This is a genomic window from Novosphingobium acidiphilum DSM 19966 (assembly GCF_000429005.1).
Lineage (GTDB): Bacteria > Pseudomonadota > Alphaproteobacteria > Sphingomonadales > Sphingomonadaceae > Novosphingobium > Novosphingobium acidiphilum.
Genome location: NZ_AUBA01000005.1, coordinates 210,779 through 226,083, shown reverse-complemented (window position 1 = coordinate 226,083; position 15,305 = coordinate 210,779). Strand labels below are relative to the sequence as shown.

Sequence of the window (15,305 nt, the reverse complement as noted above, 5' to 3'; positions counted from 1 at the left end):
CTTACGCAAGGTGCAGGGCGCTGACGGCAAGATCGATTGCCTTGATCCCGATGAACGGGGCCAGCAGGCCGCCCGCGCCATAGATCGCCAGATTGCGCGCCAGCAAAGTGCCCGCCCCGGCCGGGCGATAGGTCACCCCCCTCAGCGCCAGCGGCACGAGCGTCGGGATAATCAATGCGTTGAAAATGATCGCCGACAGGATCGCGCTTTGCGGGCTGCCCAGGTGCATCACGTTGAGCGCGCGCAGCCCGGGGTAAAGCACGACAAACATCGCCGGGATGATCGCAAAATATTTGGCAACATCGTTGGCGACCGAAAACGTGGTCAAGGCGCCGCGCGTCATCAGCAGCTGTTTGCCCAGCCCGACAATTTCGATCAGCTTGGTCGGGTCGCTGTCGAGATCGACCATGTTGCCCGCTTCGCGCGCGGCCTGGGTGCCAGTGTTCATCGCCACGCCGACATCGGCCTGTGCCAGTGCGGGGGCATCATTGGTGCCATCGCCGCACATTGCCACCAGCCGTCCGCCCTGCTGTTCCTTGCGGATCAGCGCCAGCTTGTCCTCGGGCGTGGCCTCGGCCAGAAAATCGTCGACTCCGGCTTCGGCGGCAATCGCGGCCGCGGTCAGCGGATTGTCGCCGGTGATCATCACCGTGCGGATGCCCATGCGGCGCAATTCGCCAAAGCGTTCGCGCACACCGGCCTTGATCACGTCCTTCAACGCCACCACGCCCAGCAGACGGCCGTTTTCGGCGACACCCAGCGGGGTCTGGCCCAGCCGGGCGATTTCCTCGGCATTGCGCTTCAGTTCGGCCGCGGCGCTATCGCCCGCCTGCGGGTTGGCGCGGATGATCGAATCGATCGCCCCCTTCTGGATCAGCCGGGTTGCGGTCTTCACCCCCGAAATCCGGGTCTGCGCGGTAAAGGGGATGATCTCGGCATCGGCGGGCAGCGTGCCGGCCATCGCGTAGCGTTCGCGCGCCAGCACGACCACGCTGCGGCCCTCGGGGGTTTCGTCGGCCAGGCTGGCATAGAATGCAGCGCCGGCCAGATCGGTCATGTCGATACCCGGCAACGGGCGGAATTCGCACGCGGCGCGGTCGCCGACAGTGATCGTGCCGGTCTTGTCGAGCAACAGCACGTCGATATCGCCCGCCGCCTCGACCGCGCGGCCGGATTTGGCCAGCACGTTGAACCGCACCAGCCGGTCCATGCCGGCAATGCCGATGGCCGACAGCAGGGCTGCGATCGTGGTCGGGATCAGCGTGATCAGCAGCGCCGCCAGCACGGCAATGGCGATCTTGCCGCCGGCATAGGCGGCCAGCGCCGGAATGGTCGACACCGCGATCAGAAAGATGATCGTCAGTCCGACAAGCAGAATGGTCAGTGCGATCTCGTTGGGGGTTTTCTGGCGTTGCGCGCCTTCGACCAGTGCGATCATCCGGTCGAGAAAGCCCTGGCCGGGTTCCTGCGTCACGCGCACATGGATTTGGTCCGAAATCACCCGGGTGCCGGCGGTGACCGCGCTGCGATCGCCGCCTGCTTCGCGGATGACAGGCGCGGATTCGCCGGTGATCGCGGCTTCGTTGACCGAGGCCACGCCCAGCACCACTTCGCCATCGGCGGGGATCAGGTCACCGGTTTCGACCAGTACGACGTCGTCCTTGGCGAGCGTGCTGGCGGGGACCACGTCATAAGCATCGCCTTGGCCTTTCAGCCGTTTGCCCGACAGTTCGCTGCGCGTGGCGCGCAAACTGGCAGCCTGGGCGCGGCCGCGCCCTTCGGCCAGCGCCTCGGCAAAGGTGCCGAACAGCACGGTCAGCCACAGCCACACGATCAGCTGCAGCTGAAACCCCAGTGCAAGGTGGCTTTCGTTTACAAACAGCAGGACGGTCAGCAACAGAGCCACGACCGCAGTGGTGAACATCACCGGATTGTGGATCAGCTGGCGCGGCGCAAGCTTGCGCAACGCCTCTGCCAACGCGGGGATCACCAGCGCAGGCGCAAACATCGAAGAGGGGGTCTGGGTCGACATCGTGGGCTTGTTCCCGATCAGAAGGTCGTGCCGGCCAGCATCGCCAGGTGTTCGGCGATCGGCCCCAGCGCAAGCGCGGGCAGAAAGGTCAGCCCGCCAACCACCAGCACGATCGCAACCAGCAGGCCGATCCACAGCGGACCGGTGGTGGGGAACGATCCGGCAGACGCGGGCGTGTGCTTTTTCTGCGCCAGCGATCCGGCAATCGCCAGCACCGGCACCATCACGAAAAACCGCCCGATCCACATCGCCACGGCCAGCATGCCGTTATAAAACGGCGAATTGGCGTTGAGCCCGGCAAAGGCCGAGCCATTGTTGCCGGTGGCCGAGGTAAAGGCATAGAGGATCTCGGTAAACCCGTGCGGACCCTTGTTGGCGGGGCCCGCCAGCCCGTCGGCCAGCACGCTGGCCAGCGCGGTGCCGCCCAGGATGCACACCGGCAGCACGACAATGGCCAGCACGGCCAGCTTTACCTCGCGCGATTCGATCTTTTTGCCGACATATTCGGGCGTGCGGCCGACCATCAGCCCGGCAATGAACACCGCGAGCAGCGCAAACAGCAGAAACCCATAGATGCCCGAACCGACCCCGCCGACGACGACTTCGCCCAGTTCGATATTGAACAGCGGGATCAGGCCCCCCAGCGGTGTAAAGCTGTCGTGCATGGCATTGACCGCCCCGCAGCTGGCCGCGGTGGTTACCGCCGCGAACAGCGCGCTGGCCGCGGTGCCAAAGCGCACCTCCTTGCCTTCGAGGTTTGCGCCGGCCAGCCCTGCATGGTGCAACAAAGGATTGCCGCCCGCTTCGGCCCAATAGACGATCGCGGTGCCGGCGGTGAACAGGATCAGCATGGCGGCCAGAATGGCCCAGCCCTGGCGCGTGTCGCCCACCGCCTTGCCAAAGCACCAGGTCAGGCCAATGCCGATCACGAAGATCGACAGCATCTGCAGGAAATTGACCAGCGCGCCGGGGTTTTCAAACGGATGCGCCGAATTGGCATTGAAGAACCCGCCGCCGTTGGTGCCGACCATCTTGATCGCCTCCTGGCTGGCGATCGGACCCACGATCAGCGTCTGGTGCGCACCTTCGACCGTCGTTGCATCGATGCTGCTGGCCAGCGTCTGCGGCACGCCGCCTGCCACCAGCACCAGGGCAAAGACCACCGCCAGCGGCACCAGCAGATACAGCGTCACGCGCACCAGGTCCGCCCAGAAATTGCCGATGAACCGGGTCTGCCGCCGGGCAAAGCCGCGAAACAGCGCAAAGGCGACCGCGATCCCGGTGGCCGCCGACAGAAAATTGTGCGGCACCAGCGCCAGCATCTGCGACAGGTTCGACAGCGTGGCTTCGCCGGCATAGGCCTGCCAATTGGTATTGGTGGCAAAACTGATCGCGGTGTTCATCGCCAGATCGGGCGACAGACCCGACAGGCCGCGCGGATTGAGCGGCAGCATGCCCTGCAGGCGCAGCAGGGTATAGGTGGCGATCGCGGTGACGATCTGGAACAGCAGCATCGCCAACGCATAGTCGCGCCACGTCTGTTCGCGCGCCGGGTCGATCCCGCCCAGACGATAGATGCCCCGTTCCACCGGTCCGAGCACCCGCGACAATGGCGTATCGCGCCCTTCATACAGCGCAAACAGCCATAGTCCCACAGGCTTGGCCAGTGCCACGCAGATCGCCACAAACAGCAGGATCAGCCCCCAGCCGGTTGGGGTTGTGCCCTGGGTCAGGTCTGTCGAAATCATCACAGCAGGTCCGTTTCGCGTCAGAATTTTTCGGGGTTCAGCAGCGCGATGACGAGATAGGCCAGAAGGCCCAGCGCGGTCAGGCCGGCCAGAACAAGCGCAGGGGTCATGCCAGGCACACTCCGGTCATGATGCATCGCACAGCCGGACAAAGCCCAGTGTCAGCAGGGTCAGGCCGGCGAGCACCGCCAGCCAGGTCAGATCGGGCACGGCGTTGCTCCTGTGCATCGTGATTACCCGGCGGCATTGGCCCGAACCCCGATTAAGGTTCTACGGCGAAGCGCCGGCGCGGCATTAAGAAGTCGTAATGTCGCGCCGCGGGCGGTGCGCGGGATTTTGCGGCGGGCCGTTCGCATCATAGCGGTGGATCACTGGCCGCTTTGCGGGCATGGATGGGCGATCATGATCGTTCATCGCCTTTGCCTTGCCGTTTCGATCCGCGCGTGCCTGTTGATCGCGACGCTGGTCGTGGGCAATCCGGCGCAGGCGCAGCGGATCGACGCGACGCCGCGCACGGTGGTGATGACCGCGTTCGGCCCCGAATTCGATGCCTTGTCCGGTCTGGTCGATCATGCGCAGACCCATATGGTGAACGGCAGCAGCATCGTCACGGGCTTGCTCGATGGCAAACCGGTGGTCCTGCTCAAAAGCGGGGTCAGCGTGGTCAATGCCGCGATGACCACGCAACTGGTGATCGATCGGTTCGCGGTGCGCCGCATCGTGTTTTCGGGCATCGCGGGTGGCGTTGATCCGACGCTGGCGATCGGCGATGTGATCGTGCCCGAAGACTGGGGTCAGTATCTCGAGGCGTCGTTCGCGCGTGCCACGCCGCAGGGCTGGAAACCGCCCGAACGCTTTGCCGGGGCGGCGCCAAACTGGAACTTCATCTTTCCGCGCGGCACAACGGTCGCACGCGCCGATGCCCCGCCACAGCGGTTGTTCACGATTCCTGCCGATCCGGCGCTGGTCGCGCTGGCGCGCAAGGTGGTGCCGGGGCTGACGCTGTCGGCCTGTGTCGATGTGGCGGGGCATGCGCAATGCCTGCCGCGGCCCCCGCGGATTGTCGTCGGGGGCACCGGGGTGACAGCTGGTATCTATGCCGACAACGCCGCATTTCGCGAATATCTGTTCACCGCGTGGCATGCGCGCGTGCTCGATATGGAAAGCGCCAGCGTGATCCAGGTGGCCTATGCCAACCGCGTGCCGGCGATCGTGTTCCGCAGCCTGTCGGACCTGGCCGGCGGCGATGCCGATGCCAATCGCATGGACACGTTCATGCAACTGGCCTCGATCAATTCGGCACGCGTCGTGCGCGGCTATCTTGCGGCCTTGCCCGACTGAGGGATGATTTTCGCCGATGACCGATCTTGACCGTTTCATCGTGGCGCTGCCCAAGGCCGAGTTGCACCTGCATATCGAGGGCAGCCTTGAGCCCGAGTTGATGTTTGCGCTGGCGCGTCGCAACGGCGTGGCATTGCCCTATGACAGTGTCGAGGCGGTGCGTGCGGCCTATGACTTTGGCAATCTGCAGGATTTCCTCGATATTTATTACGCGGGCGCGGCTGTCCTGCTGACCCGCGCCGATTTTCACGATCTGGCCATGGCCTATTTCGATCGCGCCGCGGGCGATGGCGTGGTGCATGCCGAAATCATGTTCGACCCGCAGACGCACACGATGCGCGGCGTGGCGTTTGCCGAAGTGATCGAAGGGCTGCTTTCGGCGATGGCCGAGGCCCATGCGCGTCATGGCCTGACCAGCCGCCTGATCATGAGTTTCCTGCGCCACCTGAGCGAGGCGGACGCCTTTGCCACGTTGGCACAGGCAGATCCCTGGCTGCACCGGATCACCGCCGTGGGCCTCGATTCGTCCGAACTGGGACATCCGCCCGAACAGTTTGCCCGCGTGTTTGCCGCCGCCGCCGCGCGCGGCCTGAAACGTGTGGCCCATGCCGGCGAAGAAGGGCCGCCCGCCTATGTGACCGGCGCGCTCGATGCGCTGCACGTCGATCGCATCGATCACGGCAATCGCGCATTGGAGGATGCGGACCTGGTGGCACGGCTGGTCGCAAGCGGAATGACGCTGACGGTCTGTCCGCTGTCAAACCTGAAGCTGTGCGTGGTGGGCGATCTGGCCGACCACCCGATTGACCGCATGCTGGCGCTGGGGTTGAAGGTCACGATCAATTCGGACGATCCGGCCTATTTCGGCGGCTATATCGCCGACAATTATCGCGCCGTGGCCCACGCGCGCGGGCTGTCACGCGGCGACCTGGTGCAACTGGCGCGCAACAGCCTGACGGGGTCGTTTCTGCCACCCGAGGCGATTGCGGCGCATTGTGCGCGGCTGGATGCGGTGGCGGCGCGCGGCTAGACGCCGGGCACCCGATGCGCGGCGGGATAGCCCAGTTGCGCAAAGCCGGCTTCCAGTTCGCCCAGCACGATCCCGGCGGCATGCGACGGGGTGCGGGCCGTGGCGGTGCACAATGCCAGGGTCATCGGGCGCAGCACCGGGTCGGTCAGGCGGACGAACGACAGCAGGCCGCGCTGCACTTCGGTGGCGACATCGAGCGAGGTCAGCATGCCCACGCCGATGCCCTGCATGACCAGCGACACGATCATCTGGATGTTGTCGGACGTCGCCCGCCGGTCGAGTGCCACCGAATTGGTGGCTTCGAGCACCTCGATCTGCTGACTGACCGCCAGCGGACGGTCAGGCGCGATCACGGGCATGCCGGCACACGATGAAAAACGCGTTTCGCGGTGCTGTGCCAGTGGATGCCGGGGCGGGACCACGAAGCCGAGCACGACATCGACAAAGGCCCTGACGGTCAGATCGCGGTACGATTGCGGTTCGAACATGATCGCCAGATCCACTTCGCCATCGGCCACCATCCGGCGCACGATGTCATTGCCATGGACCTTGATGCCGATGGATATGCCGGGATACCGCTCTTGCAGCGAATGCAGGACAGCGGGCACATGCCCCTTGGCGAGCGCATCGATCACCGCGATATCGACATGCCCGCGTTTGAGGCCGCGCAGATCCTCGATCTGGGCGCGCACATCGGCGAGGTTCTTTTGCCAGCGCCCGCCCGCCGCCATCAGCACTTCGCCCGCCGCGGTCAGGCGCAGCCCGGTGGGCAGGCGTTCGAACAGCGGCATGCCAAGATCGGCCTCCACATTCAGGATCTGCCGATCGATCGCCGAGGCCGACACATTCAGCTCTTCAGCGGCACGGCGGATCGAACCGAGACGCCCGACCACCATGAAGTAACGCAGGAAACGCGAAAACGCAGGCATCGGGATCGCTTTCGGAAGGGCAATGGTTGCGCAAAGGGATTGCATTCTTGCGCGCGCCGTCAAGTTCCTTGCTGGAATGCGGGTTTTTTGACACCGCATTGCAAAAAGCAAAAAACCGGTACCCACTTTTTTGCGCAATGCTCTATGCGGCGCCCATGCTGAGCATTTCAAACCTGACCGTGCGCCTGGGCGGGCGCGATATCATTGCCGGGGCCAGTGCGGCCATTCCGCCGCGTGGCAAAGTGGGGCTGGTCGGGCGCAATGGCGCGGGCAAGTCTACCTTGGTCAAGACGCTGATCGGCGAGATCGATCCCGATGCCGGATCGGTCGACATGCCACGCGGGTGCCGGCTGGGCTATATCGCGCAGGAAGCGCCCAATGGTACCGCAACGCCGTTCGAAACCGTGCTGGCCGCCGATGTCGAGCGCGCCGACCTGCTTGCCCGGTCAGAAACCGAACACGATCCGAACCTGCTGGGCGATATCCACGAACGGCTGATCGCGATCGATGCCTATACGGCGCCGGCGCGTGCCGCGCGCATCCTGTCGGGTCTGGGCTTTGACGAGGTGGCGCAGGGCCAGCCGCTCGATTCGTTTTCAGGCGGGTGGAAGATGCGCGTGGCGCTGGGTGCGCTGCTGTTTTCCGAACCCGATGTGCTGCTGCTCGACGAACCGTCGAACCACCTCGATCTCGAAGCCACGCTGTGGCTGGAAAACTTTCTCAAATCCTATCCCGCAACGCTGCTGATCATCAGCCACGAACGCGATCTGCTTAACACCGTGGTCGATCACATCCTGCATTTGCAGGGTGGCAAGCTGACGCTTTATCCCGGCGCCTATGACGCGTTTGAACGTCAGCGCGCCGAACGCGCGGCACAGGCTGCCTCGTTTGCCGCGGCGCAGGATGCGCAGCGCGCCAAACTGGCCGACTATGTCGCGCGCAACAGCGCGCGCGCCTCGACCGCGCGCCAGGCGCAGGCGCGTGCCAAGATGCTGGCCAAGATGGAGCCGATCGCGGCATTGAGCGAAGATCCCTCGCTCAGCTTTGATTTTCCCGATCCCGACGAATTGCGCCCGCCGCTGATCACGCTCGATCTGGCCAGCGTCGGCTATGGCGAAAAACCGATCCTGCGCCGGCTGAACTTGCGCATCGATCCCGATGACCGGATCGCGCTGCTGGGCCGCAACGGCAATGGCAAGACCACGCTGGCGCGCCTGCTGGCCGCGCAATTGCCCGCGATGGAAGGCGCGATGAGCACCAGCACCAAGATGCGCGTGGGCTATTTCACCCAGTACCAGGTCGAGGAACTGGCCGGCGATGCCACCCCGCTGATCCATATGCAGCGCGCCATGCCCGGCGCAACGCCACAGAAAGTGCGCAGCCAGCTGGGCCGCTTCGGCTTTTCCGGGGGGCGCGCCACTGCCGAGATCCGCACGCTGTCGGGGGGTGAACGTGCGCGTCTTGCGCTGGCGCTGGTCACCCGCGATGCGCCGCACCTGCTGATCCTGGACGAGCCGACCAACCACCTTGACGTCGACGCGCGCGAGGCGCTGGTGCAGGCGTTGAACACCTACAAGGGTGCGGTGATCCTGATCAGCCACGATCGGCACATGGTCGAACTGACCGCCGACCGGCTGGTGCTGGTCGACAACGGCACCGCGCTCGCGTTTGACGGGGCGATGGACGATTACATCGATTTCGTGCTCGGCCGGAACCAGCCCAAGGGCGAGGGCGAAAAATCGAAATCGGGCGCCAAGGCCGATCGCAAGGCCAATGCCCAATTGCGCGAACAGCTGCGCGGGATCAAAAAGAAGGTGATCGACGCCGAATCCCAGATCGCCAAGCTGCAGGCCGAAATCAATGCGTTGGACCGCGCGATGTTCGAACCGGCGCGCGCCACCGGCGAACTGGCCAAACTGCCGATGGGCGAACTGTCGCGCCGGCGCGGTCTGGCCGCGTCAAAGCTTGAAGAGATCGAGGCGAGCTGGATGGGCCTGAGCGAAGCCTATGACCTGGCCTTTGCCGAAGGGCAGGGCGGGTAGGGCGATGTGTGCGGCACATCGGGGCAAACCCGCTGTGCCGCAACCGTGGCAGGTCAGAAATGGATGATCACGTCGCCTGCCGCCATCAGTTGATGGTTTTTGGCAAATGCGGTGTTCCCGGTTGAAAAATCGTTGTTGAACGCATTGCCATCGAGCGAGCGGTAATAGGTGACTTCGGGGCGCAGTTCGATCTGGGGTGAAAGCCAGTGCTGCCAGCCGATGCCCACTTCGTAATACCGCGATTTGGTGCCGGTACGCTGGCCCTGTTCATCGTTGTAGTATTCGGTGCGCAACGACAGGTTGTCCAACGGCGAGGGCTGCCAGTTCCAGTAGGCCAGCGCGGTATAGACTTTGGCTGTGCATGACACTGCGTTCACGTCGTTGCATTGCGCGCCGTTGGGGCCGTTGAACAGGTAGAACTGCGGGCTGAACGGGGTGCCGCCGGCGCTGAAAATGGCCAGCCCGGGCGATCCGGCATCGACGTTGACCACGTTCTTTTGGTAAAGATAATAACTTTCGAACGCCACATGGGTGTTGCGGGTGAACTTGTGGTAATACGTCACCCCAAACCACTGCAGGTTGTTATAGCCCCAGGTGCCGTGGTTGATCGCGTCGGCACAGACATAGACATTGTCGCGGGCCGAGCTTGACTGATAGCGCACGCAGGCGGTGATCGACGGCACCGCGCCGGGATCGGTCTTGAACGTGGCGCCGGGGAACAGCGTGTTGGTGGTATAAAGCGTGTTGCCCGAGGCATCGGTGCCATAGGGTAGCGACTGGCCATACGTCGCATTCGGCAGCCGCTTGTTGGCGTTCCACAGCGCGGTGTCCGAACCCATGCTGACCCCGAGTTGCAGAAACAGGTTCTTGGTCGCGGCCAAAGTCAACTGGACCCCTTCGTTGGTGTAATTGTCGAAAGTGTAGGTCAGCGAATGGCTGTACATATAGTTGTTGGGAGCCAGTTGCGCCTCGATGTCGGGCAACGAGATATAGCGGCCGATACGGATCAGCAGCCCCTGGGCGATCTTGGGCACGAACACTTCGCCATAGATCATCGGCATGTCAAAACCGTTGATCTTGTTCTTTTGAAACAGCCCGCGATCAACCAGAAATCCGCGCGACGCGGTATAGCGATAATCCGAGCCATAAATTCCCGACACGCGAAAGCCCCAGTCGACATGATCGCTTTGCACCGTATCGGGTGTGCGTTCGATGTAGAGCACGGCCTGATCCAGCTGAACCGTGTTGGGTGCATAGGCATAAGCCGCCGGCTGATTGCCCTGGTGGACATGGCTGGTCGAAATATTGCCGCCCACGTCCACCCAGCCGTACATCTGGATATGCGCACCGGCCATGGCCTTGCCCAGCCCGGTGTCGGCAATCGCCACCATCAAGGGGCTGTCCACCGAACTTGGGCGCGTGGCGCCCATCAGTTCCGAGCCGCCATAGGGCCAGTCGGTAAACGGATAGGGCGGGGCGGTGACCGGCGCCGGGGCCCAGTCGGTGCGCCGTGACACCGGCGCGTTGGGGTCGGTTTCCAGCGGCGAGGCGGCCTTGCCCCATTCGGCGGCCTGATAGTTGAAGAAACGCCCGATCACGCTGGTGCCGAGCGATTTATCGGTGATTGTGGCCGGCGCGGCCGGTGGTGCTGCCGGTGCGGGCGATGCGTCTTCGGCAGGTGCGGCCGGTTGGTCAGCCTGTGCCGCATCGACCCCGCCAAGGCCAAGCGCATCGATCAAAATCAGCCCGGCAACAAACCGGCTGGCAAATATTGTCATGGGATCACCCTTCGTCTTGGCGATCCGTCCTGCGCGTTGCGATCGTGCGCCTGACGGGCCGTGCCAGTGCAAAGCGGTTAGGCCGCAGTCGGCTTAAGGTGCAAAGGCGATTGCATGGACAAAAGGTAATGGTTTCATAAAGGTCTGCCCTGATTTCAGAACAGCGCCGACACGCCCAGATAAACCTGCGTGCCGGGTGTCGCGCGGTTCAGACCCAGATTGGTTCCCGCATCAAGCTGCAGTTTGGGGCGCAGCAGCCAGGCGATTGCGAAATCGGCAGAAAATTGCCGCGTCGTTCCGGCCGGATCGTAATCCTGGTCGGTCCAGACTTCGCCATAGAGCGTCAGTCGTGGCGTGGCTGACCAGCCAAGATTGATCAGCTGCTGCATGGCCAGATGGCGCCGCGACGGGGCCGATGCATCCGCGCGCACGTCAAGTTCGGGATCAAGCGTCAGCAGCAACGTGGGGGTCAACTGGTAGTTTGTCGCCCCGATCAGCCCGCCTTCCCACTGGCCATTGCCGATACCTGCGCGCGCGGTCGGTGCCTTGACAAACGGCACCATCGAAAAGGTCAGTTTGGCATCGGCGGCCGTCAGGCGCTGTTTGAAGCGCAAGATCACGTCACCCGTTCCATCCACCGTGGTCGACGAACCCGCCGGGCGATGCGTGTGCACGCTGGCGTAAGGCGCCCAGTTCACTTCGACATCGGTCGAGCCCGACAGACCATATTTTACGGTGGGGTTGGTAAACAGCACGATGTCGGTGGTGGTGCCATCCAGCGAGCGGCGTGACCAGTTGATGGCGTCTGCTTCGATCTGAACCCCGCCATCGGGAACGGTGCAGGCAAAATTGGAATGCGTCGGGCGATCGGTGCAGATCGGCGTCGGCGCGGGCGCGGGGGGCAACGCGGTGGCATCACCGCCGGATTGCGCAAGAACCTGGTCAGCGGACAGAACGCTGATTGCCACCATCAGGGTATAGTTCACGCGCAAAATCCCGCCTGTCACCCCGGTCAGGTCGGCCGGTCCGCTGTGTCTTATAACCAGCCACCGGGTTGGGAAACCCCGTGAATGACCAACACCGGATGCAGCGGCCATTCCCCGTGCGCGGGGGGATGGCCGCTGCGCGACGATCAGCCCAGCACGTCGGCGACGGGGGTGTAGGGATAGCCCAGTTCGCTTGCCACGGCTTCATACGTCACTTTGCCGTCGTGCACGTTCAGGCCCGCGGCAAGGTGCGGGTCCGCCTTGAGCGCGGCCTGCCAACCCATGTTGGCGATGCGCAGGGCGTGGGGAAGGGTGACATTGTTCAGCGCATACGTGCTGGTGCGCGCCACGCCGCCGGGCATGTTGGCCACGCAATAATGCACCACGTTGTCGACCACATAGGTCGGTTCCGCATGGGTGGTGGCGTGGCTGGTTTCGAAACAGCCGCCCTGGTCGATCGCGACATCGACCAGCACTGCGCCCGGCCGCATTGTCGCCAGCATGTCGCGCGTGACCAGCTTGGGTGCCGCGGCGCCGGGGATCAGCACCGCGCCGATCACCAGATCGGCATCGGCGACCAGCGCGGCCAGCGTGGCCTTGCCCGAATAGATCGTGCTGGCGCGGCCTTCGAAATGGTTGTCGAGCTTTTCCAGCACTTCGGGATCGCGGTCGAGGATGGTTACATCGGCGCCAAGGCCCACCGCCATCTGCGCGGCGTTGAACCCGACCACGCCGCCGCCGATCACCACGACTTTGCCCGGGGCCACACCGGGCACGCCGCCCAGCAGCACGCCGCGTCCGCCATGCGCCTTTTCCAGCGCAGTGGCGCCCGCCTGGATCGCCATGCGCCCGGCCACCTGGCTCATCGGTTTGAGCAGGGGCAGGCTGCGGCCGGGGCCGGTCACGGTTTCATAGGCGATCGCGGTTACGCCCGACTTCACCAGATCTGCGGTCTGTTCGGGATCGGGGGCAAGGTGCAGATAGGTATACAGCACCTGGCCCTGGCGCAGCTGCGCGCGTTCGACCGCCTGCGGTTCCTTGACCTTCACGATCATTTCGCATGCGGCAAAGATCGTTGCGGCATCGGGCTTGATCACCGCGCCTGCAGCTTCATAGGCGGCATCGCTGGCGCCAATGCCCAGGCCTGCACCGGTCTGAACCCAGACGTCGTGACCATGCGCGACCAGTTCGCGCGCCGATTCAGGGGTCAGCCCCACACGATATTCGTGGTTCTTGATTTCGGTGACGGTGCCGATGCGCATGGGTCGCTCTCCTGTCGCGATGTTTGATGCAGGATAGACCTGCATTGGCGCAATGAATTCCCCGATTTTGCGCTTGTGGCGACCCTGCGTGCAATGATATCCCGATTTATAGGCAAAAGGCGGGATAAATTTTCATGGATCGCACGGATCGCAATCTGCTTGAAGCGTTGCAACGCGATTCGTCGCGCTCGGTGGCCGATCTGGGCGAGCTGGTGTCGCTGTCGCCATCGGCCTGCCATCGCCGGATCAAGGCGCTGGAGGAGCAGGGCCTGATCGCCGGATACGCCGCGCGGGTGGATTCGCGTCGGCTGGGCCTGACCGTCGAGGTCTTTGTCGAAATCACTCTGACCAGCCAGAGCCGCGAGGCGATGGACCGGTTCGAACGCGCGGTGGGCGATTTCGACGATATCCTTGAATGCCACCTGATGAGCGGCAGTGCGGATTATCTGTTGCGCGTCGCGGCGGCGGATCTGGCCGATTACGACACGATCCACCGCGATTGCCTGGCGCGCCTGCCCGGGGTGTCGGCAATGCGATCGTCGTTTTCGCTGCGCCGGATCAAGCGAATGGAGGGCTATCCGGTCAGCCGGCTGCGCTAAACCGGTTCGCGCTGCCATCCCACGCCAATTCGACCGATGCGCCGATCAGGTCGGTATTGGCGGCGTGGAGCAGGGCGGCGTCATCGGCCGCGGTGGCAATGAACCGCCCGCCATCGGTCATGCGACCGATGGCGATGGCGCGCGAAGGTTCGCCTTTGCTGCGCCACACGGTACAGGTTTCGACGATACCGTGCCCTTGTGCGCGGTCCACCGGCACAACATCGGGCACCGCATCGAGCACCGCCTGGATCGCATCGTGCGCCAGCGGACGCCACGGCGCCGGATCGCCTGACAGCACCAGCGCTGCATATTTGGACTGAAAACCGCCATTGGCGCCAACCAGGCCGGTGCCGCCGATCGTGCGCAGCCGTTCGACCATGCTGGCCACGGCATGCATCGAATAGTTGTTTCCCGCACCGCCGAAATAGGGCAGCCCGCCGGTTACCGTCAGCCCGCGCGGATCGTCGGGCGCAAGGCCCAAGGCATCGATCGCAGTGTTGAACACCGGAATGGGAAAGCAGCTGTAGAAATCGAACGCGGTGCAATCGGCGATGGTTGTTTCAGCAATGTCCAGCGCGGCGGCAATCGCGGCATTGGCGGCGGGATAGGCGTCGATCGCCGGGCGCGCCAGAATGTCCTTTTCGTTGGCAAGCGTGGCGGAATGGACGAACGTCATGCGCGACGGCGCAATCCCCGCAGCAAGCGCTGCGCCCAGGCCCATCAGCACGACCGCCGCGCCCTGGTTGACCTGATCGCGCGCGACGAGCTTGATCGTGTAGGGATCGGTTACCATCCGGTTGCGCGCGGTGGGCGTGGCAATGTCGTGCGCAGACAGTGCCGGCGCGGCGGCGCTGCTGTAGGGATTGGCCGCGGCGATATGCGAAAACGGCGCGAACAGGTCGCCCATCGCCTGTGCATAAGCCGCCTGGTCCAGCCCGAGCCGGGCCCGGCGCGCGTTTTCCATCAGCGCATAGGCCACCGGCGGTGACACCACGCCGTGGGCTATCGCCAGCGGCGACAACAGCCCTTTGACTCCAAGGCCCAGGTCCTCGATCGCGCCGGCATCGGTTTCGGCCCAGTCGCGGGTTTCGCCGCGGGCCGACAGGTGCCGCGCGCTCGACATCGCTTCGGCGCCAAAGATCAGCGCGGCGTCGGTTTCGCCGCTGCGGATCGCTTCGCCCATCGCCATCAGGATCGTCACCGGCGATTGGCCACCGACTTTGTCGAGCACGGCCCTGGCCGGCGTGATGCCCAGCCGCCGTGCAACCGCCAGCGGAAACTTGTCGGGCTTGCCAAAGGGCGAAGGCGCGGCGTTGGAATCCTCGAATGTGCGCACCGCGCCCACGACCCGCACCAACGCCCGCGCGCGATCGGCAATGCCGCTGTCATCCAGCGCGGCCTGTGCGGCGCGCGCCGCCAGATCGGCCGCGCTCAGGCCGCTGTAGCCGGGGTCCTCGATCCGTTCGACCGACTGGCCGACGCCGACGATAACGGGGGTGCGCGGGTCGAACGCAGAATAATCGGTCTGGGTCATGGCGGGCCTGTCCTGAGCTTAAGC

At 64.4% G+C, this 15,305-nt stretch carries 12 protein-coding genes; 4 read left to right on the top strand and 8 right to left on the bottom strand.

Annotated elements, in window-relative coordinates; all coding sequences use genetic code 11:
• Position 1: 1 nt before the first annotated feature.
• The 3 genes from kdpB to kdpF are packed head-to-tail and all read right to left on the bottom strand — an operon-like array spanning position 2 to position 3,890.
• The gene (kdpB, locus tag G404_RS0106490) at positions 2 to 2,008 is read right to left on the bottom strand and encodes a potassium-transporting ATPase subunit KdpB (RefSeq protein ID WP_084601069.1); all 2,007 of its coding nucleotides are present in this window, start codon (positions 2,006 to 2,008) and stop codon (positions 2 to 4) included.
• Between the two features lie 41 nt (positions 2,009 to 2,049).
• The gene (gene kdpA / locus G404_RS0106485; RefSeq protein ID WP_051280287.1) at positions 2,050 to 3,780 is read right to left on the bottom strand and encodes a potassium-transporting ATPase subunit KdpA; all 1,731 of its coding nucleotides are present in this window, start codon (positions 3,778 to 3,780) and stop codon (positions 2,050 to 2,052) included.
• A 20-nt stretch (positions 3,781 to 3,800) separates the two neighbouring features.
• The gene (gene kdpF / locus G404_RS18340) at positions 3,801 to 3,890 is read right to left on the bottom strand and encodes a K(+)-transporting ATPase subunit F (RefSeq protein ID WP_036520593.1); all 90 of its coding nucleotides are present in this window, start codon (positions 3,888 to 3,890) and stop codon (positions 3,801 to 3,803) included.
• 292 nt (positions 3,891 to 4,182) lie between these two features.
• Here kdpF and G404_RS0106470 point away from each other — a divergent pair, with 292 nt between their 5' ends.
• Both G404_RS0106470 and G404_RS0106465 read left to right on the top strand, forming a co-directional pair.
• Positions 4,183 to 5,121 carry a 5'-methylthioadenosine/S-adenosylhomocysteine nucleosidase gene (locus tag G404_RS0106470; protein ID WP_084601067.1) on the top strand — a complete coding sequence of 313 codons (939 nt, stop codon included), beginning with the start codon at positions 4,183 to 4,185 and terminating at the stop codon, positions 5,119 to 5,121.
• Between the two features lie 16 nt (positions 5,122 to 5,137).
• Positions 5,138 to 6,151 carry an adenosine deaminase gene (locus tag G404_RS0106465; RefSeq protein WP_028640353.1) on the top strand — a complete coding sequence of 338 codons (1,014 nt, stop codon included), beginning with the start codon at positions 5,138 to 5,140 and terminating at the stop codon, positions 6,149 to 6,151.
• On the opposite strand, the gene G404_RS0106460 is transcribed toward G404_RS0106465, so the two are convergent.
• The gene (locus tag G404_RS0106460; protein ID WP_028640352.1) at positions 6,148 to 7,080 is read right to left on the bottom strand and encodes a LysR family transcriptional regulator; all 933 of its coding nucleotides are present in this window, start codon (positions 7,078 to 7,080) and stop codon (positions 6,148 to 6,150) included. The two genes, G404_RS0106465 and G404_RS0106460, sit on opposite strands and share 4 nt — an antisense overlap.
• Positions 7,081 to 7,235: 155 nt before the next feature.
• Here G404_RS0106460 and G404_RS0106455 point away from each other — a divergent pair, with 155 nt between their 5' ends.
• Positions 7,236 to 9,122, top strand: a complete 1,887-nt coding sequence (locus tag G404_RS0106455; protein ID WP_028640351.1) for an ABC-F family ATP-binding cassette domain-containing protein — start codon at positions 7,236 to 7,238, stop codon at positions 9,120 to 9,122.
• 53 nt (positions 9,123 to 9,175) lie between these two features.
• Here G404_RS0106455 and G404_RS0106450 read toward each other — a convergent pair whose 3' ends face one another.
• The 3 genes from G404_RS0106450 to ald all read right to left on the bottom strand — a co-directional run bounded on the left by G404_RS0106450 (position 9,176) and on the right by ald (position 13,148).
• A complete protein-coding gene (locus tag G404_RS0106450) occupies positions 9,176 to 10,900 on the bottom strand; it encodes an outer membrane beta-barrel protein (protein WP_028640350.1) in 1,725 nt (574 codons plus the stop codon).
• 155 nt (positions 10,901 to 11,055) lie between these two features.
• Positions 11,056 to 11,886, bottom strand: coding sequence for a transporter (locus G404_RS0106445; RefSeq protein WP_051280285.1), 831 nt, complete (start codon positions 11,884 to 11,886; stop codon positions 11,056 to 11,058).
• 146 nt (positions 11,887 to 12,032) lie between these two features.
• Positions 12,033 to 13,148 (bottom strand): alanine dehydrogenase, encoded by a 1,116-nt coding sequence (gene ald / locus G404_RS0106440; protein WP_028640348.1) that lies wholly within the window; start codon positions 13,146 to 13,148, stop codon positions 12,033 to 12,035.
• 134 nt (positions 13,149 to 13,282) lie between these two features.
• Here ald and G404_RS0106435 point away from each other — a divergent pair, with 134 nt between their 5' ends.
• Positions 13,283 to 13,747 carry an Lrp/AsnC family transcriptional regulator gene (locus tag G404_RS0106435; RefSeq protein ID WP_028640347.1) on the top strand — a complete coding sequence of 155 codons (465 nt, stop codon included), beginning with the start codon at positions 13,283 to 13,285 and terminating at the stop codon, positions 13,745 to 13,747.
• Here the strand turns inward: G404_RS0106435 and G404_RS18335 are convergent.
• Positions 13,731 to 15,281 (bottom strand): hypothetical protein, encoded by a 1,551-nt coding sequence (locus tag G404_RS18335; RefSeq protein ID WP_051280283.1) that lies wholly within the window; start codon positions 15,279 to 15,281, stop codon positions 13,731 to 13,733. The genes G404_RS0106435 and G404_RS18335 overlap by 17 nt on opposite strands.
• Between the last annotated feature and the right edge of the window lie 24 nt (positions 15,282 to 15,305).